Source organism: Corynebacterium sp. HMSC034H07 (assembly GCF_001815175.1).
GTDB lineage: Bacteria > Actinomycetota > Actinomycetes > Mycobacteriales > Mycobacteriaceae > Corynebacterium > Corynebacterium hiratae.
On record NZ_KV819510.1, the window covers coordinates 1 to 4050 of the forward strand.

The 4050-nt window shown below is 58.5% G+C and carries 4 protein-coding genes and 1 pseudogene; all 5 read left to right on the forward strand.

Features of this window, described 5'->3' with window-relative positions; translation table 11 throughout:
• A pseudogene (locus HMPREF3009_RS12980) lies at positions 1-104 on the forward strand (N-acetylmuramoyl-L-alanine amidase); the annotation flags it as partial.
• A gap of 482 nt (positions 105-586) precedes the next feature.
• Positions 587-997, forward strand: coding sequence for a hypothetical protein (locus HMPREF3009_RS13400; RefSeq protein ID WP_049157412.1), 411 nt, complete (start codon positions 587-589; stop codon positions 995-997).
• Between the two features lie 2 nt (positions 998-999).
• The gene (locus HMPREF3009_RS03220) at positions 1000-1209 is read left to right on the forward strand and encodes a dihydroorotase (protein ID WP_232751615.1); all 210 of its coding nucleotides are present in this window, start codon (positions 1000-1002) and stop codon (positions 1207-1209) included.
• Positions 1210-1228: 19 nt separating this feature from the next.
• Positions 1229-2665 carry a recombinase family protein gene (locus HMPREF3009_RS03225; protein ID WP_083306673.1) on the forward strand — a complete coding sequence of 479 codons (1437 nt, stop codon included), beginning with the start codon at positions 1229-1231 and terminating at the stop codon, positions 2663-2665.
• Positions 2666-4050: recombinase family protein (locus HMPREF3009_RS03230; protein ID WP_070679992.1), on the forward strand; the 1385-nt coding region annotated here is incomplete at its 3' end.

Below are 4050 nucleotides of genomic sequence, written 5' to 3' on the forward strand. Positions count from 1 at the left end.
CAGGTGTCTACCAAACAGGGGTCAGGTCCGAACGCAAGCGCCGCCTCGGCGGCAACTATGCCGCTGTGCAGAAACGCGTCAACGACAAGCTCGGCATCAGCTAACCCACGCGAAATCAACCCTTGGCCCCGTCATCACCTTCATCGAGGTGGTGGCGGGGCCTCTTGTGCGTTTGCGGAGCTGGTGTTTACCGCGTGTCTTCGAACGGGTCGATGACGGACTGCACTCTACAGCTCGGGCAGATGAACGCGATACGGATGCCTTCACCTTCGCCTGCAACAAACGGGTCAGGGACACAATCTGAGCCGCATTCTGAACAGGTTCGGTACGACTGGTCGTCGAGAAATACCGGGAGTTCAAAGTCGTCGTCAGTCATCTTCACCCGCCCTTGCTCTGTCGCGGTTCACACGTCGATCGGCCCGCATTGTGAATTGAGCAAAGAATTGCTGCCTTATCTGAATAGAGGCGCAGATCCCAGCCACGGGTGCGAACGCGGCAGGGAGCTTTGTTTCTGCTGTCCGGTTTCGTCTGGCGTGACCGGCGTATGGGCGACCACCTTTCGCCTCGTTGCCAGGAGGGCCTGCTCATGGCTCTGAACCAGACTGATCGCCATCACATCCAGATGATGCGCGCTGCAGGAGTTGCCTACTCTCGTATTGCCGCGCACCTGGATCTCAACGCCAACAGTGTCAAGACCTATTGTCTGCGACACGGCATCACCGTCGATCCTGCCGTTGAGCAGGTCACGGACCCAGTTGGAGTGTGGTGTTTGCACTGCTGCAAGCCAATCGAGCTCCGGCAAGGATCGAAGTTCTGTTCCACTGCCTGTCGACGAGCCTGGTGGGCCACCCACCGCAGGGTGGTCACCGAAGAACTGGTCTGCGCGAACTGCCACCGACAGGTCACTGTGGCTCGCACGAGCCAGGTGAAACGCAAGTACTGCTGCCACCCGTGCTACATCCAGCACCGTTTCAACACCCGTGGCGGCAAACGATGAACATGGCAGCCGAGCTGATGGCTCATCGCCAGCTCACGCAGGTCAAGCAGCTTCTCGAACGCGGCATCCTCACCCCACGCGAAGCCATCACCGTGTGCCAGCGTCTCGACGCCCCAGATGCGCCCTTGGCCGCCCTACAAAGAGCCAGTTTCGTTGACTATCTCGAGGGTTTGAGTGATGTATGGATACAACCTGAAACCCTGTCTGACTAGGAGAAATACCTTGAAGAGAATGGAGCAAATCACCCCGCCACCGATCAGTGCTTCTCCGCTTGTGAAAGTGGCAGCGTATGCCCGCATCAGCATGGAAACCGAGCGCACACCGCTGAGTTTGTCCACCCAAGTTTCCTACTACCAGCAACTCATTCACGACACTCCTGGCTGGACGTTCGCCGGAGTGTTCGCCGATTCTGGAATCTCTGGAACCACCACGCATCGACCCCAGTTCCAAGAAATGCTGGCCCTCGCCCGGAAAGGGGCAATCGACCTGATCCTCACCAAGTCGATCTCGCGATTCGCTCGCAACACCGTCGACCTGCTCGAAACCGTCCGCGAGCTGAAAGACCTCGAGGTGGAGGTGCGATTCGAAAAAGAGAACATCTCCTCAACCAGCGCTGACGGAGAACTCATGCTCACCCTGCTGGCGTCTTTCGCGCAGGCAGAATCGGAGCAAATCAGCCAAAACGTGAAGTGGCGCATTTGGAAAGGCTTCGAAGAAGGCAAAGCGAACGGCTTCCACTTGTACGGTTACACCGACTCCGCTGACGGCACCGACGTGCAGATCATCGAAGAAGAAGCAGCCGTGGTGCGTTGGATCTTCGCCCAGTACATGAAGAAGACCTCGTGCGAAAAGATGGCCGCGCAGCTCATCGCTGACGGTAGGGTTCCGCACCTGGCTGATAACAAGATGCCCGGCGAATGGGTCCGTCACATCCTGAAGAACCCGCACTACACCGGCGACCTCCTGTTGGGCCGTTGGTCGACTCCGGAAGGCAGGCCTGGACGAGCAGTACGCAACACCGGCCAGTTGCCGCAATACCTGGTGGAAAACGCGATCCCCGCGATCATCGACCGCGACACCTTCACCGCTGTACAAACCGAGATCGCTCGACGTCGCGAGCTCGGTGCCCGCGCAAATTGGTCCATCGAAACTGTGGCGTTGACGTCGAAGATCAAATGCGTGTCCTGCGATTGCTCGTTTGTGCGCAACGTACGCAATCCGAAAACCCAAAACTCGATCTCCACCGAGCACTGGATCTGCACCGAACGCAAGAAAGGCCGCAAAACCGGATGCGGCACCTGCGAGATCTCTGACACGGCACTCAAAGGCTTCATCGCGCGAGTCCTGGGTATCGATACCTTCGACCAAGAGGTGTTCAACGAGCGTATCGACCACATCGAAGTGCAGGGAAAAGACCATTACACGTTTCATTACACCGATGGCACCAGCAGCTCGCACACGTGGCGACCAAACCTGAAGAAGAGCTCGTGGACCCCAGCAAGAAAAGCCGCCTGGGGTGAACTCTTGCGTGCCCGCTGGGCAGAAGCCAAAAGGCTCGGGTTGAACAACCCACGGCAAGCACCAACACCACCAGAAGCATTGGCGAAGTACCGGGCCGTGGCCAAGGCAGAGGCTGAGCGCCTGCGCGCCGAGCGAGGCGAACGCTAAATGGCCCGCACCGTCACAGCAATCCCCGCCACCCGAGCGCTCCACACTGGTGCTCCACTTGGACAGACAACCCTGCGCAGGGTCGCCGGGTATGCCCGCGTGTCCACCGACCACGACGATCAGGTGACGTCCTACGAAGCCCAGGTCGACTACTACACCCGCTACATTAGCGATCACGCGGGCTGGCAGTTCGTGAAGGTCTATACCGATGAAGGCATCACAGGCACCTCAACCAAACACCGCGCTGGATTCCAGCAGATGGTCACCGACGCGCTCGACGGCAAGATCGACCTGATCATCACCAAGAGTGTGTCCCGGTTCGCCCGCAACACCGTCGACTCGCTCACCACCGTTCGAGCCCTCAAAGACAAAGGCGTGGAGGTCTTCTTCGAGAAAGAAGGCATCTGGACCTTCGACGCCAAAGGCGAGCTCCTCATCACCATCATGAGCTCGCTGGCGCAAGAAGAAGCCCGCTCCATCTCCGAAAACGTCACCTGGGGACACCGCAAACGCTTCGCCGACGGCAAGGTCACCGTCCCATACTCCCGCTTCCTCGGATACGACAAAGGCGAAGACGGCAGCCTCGTCATCAACCCCGAGCAAGCCAAACTCGTGCGCCGGATCTACAACATGTACTTAGGTGGCATGTCCATCGGAACGATCGCCCGCACCCTCACCGACGAACCAGAGACCTTCACCGCCGCAGGCAACAAGACCTGGTATTACCGATCCATACGAGCGATTCTCACCAACGAGAAATACAAGGGTGACGCTCTCCTGCAGAAGTCGTACGTCGCTGACTACCTGACGAAACGTCAAGTCATCAACCAAGGCGAAGTACCCCAGTACTACGTCACCGCCAGCCATGAGGCGATCATCAGCCCGGCAGTGTGGGACTTCGTCCAAGCCGAAATAGCTAAAGGGGCTAGAGATCAGCGAACCCAGCATCGCACCCGGCCCTTCTCATCAACCTTGGAGTGCAGCCAGTGCGGGCACTTCTTCGGCTCGAAAACCTGGCACGCGGGCAGTAAGTACGAAAAGGTCATCTGGCGGTGCGGCCACAAATACGCAGGCCAGGAAAAATGCGCCACCGGGCACATCAGCGATCAACGACTCAAATACATGTTCCTCGAGGCTATCCGCCTCCGCTTCGGCTCACCTGCCGATGACACCGTCAACCACGCCGTACTCGACGCGCTCGACACCAGCGACCTCGAAGTCGAAGCAGCCGGACTGATCGCCCAGATCGACCAGGTATCGAAAAAGCTCGAATCACTAATCACCCACAACGCACGCGTCGCGCAAGACCAACAGGTTTACGAGAAGGCGTTCAACGCTAGCCACGAACAGCACCAGGTGAGGTTACCCTCGTTTAGTGGACACCC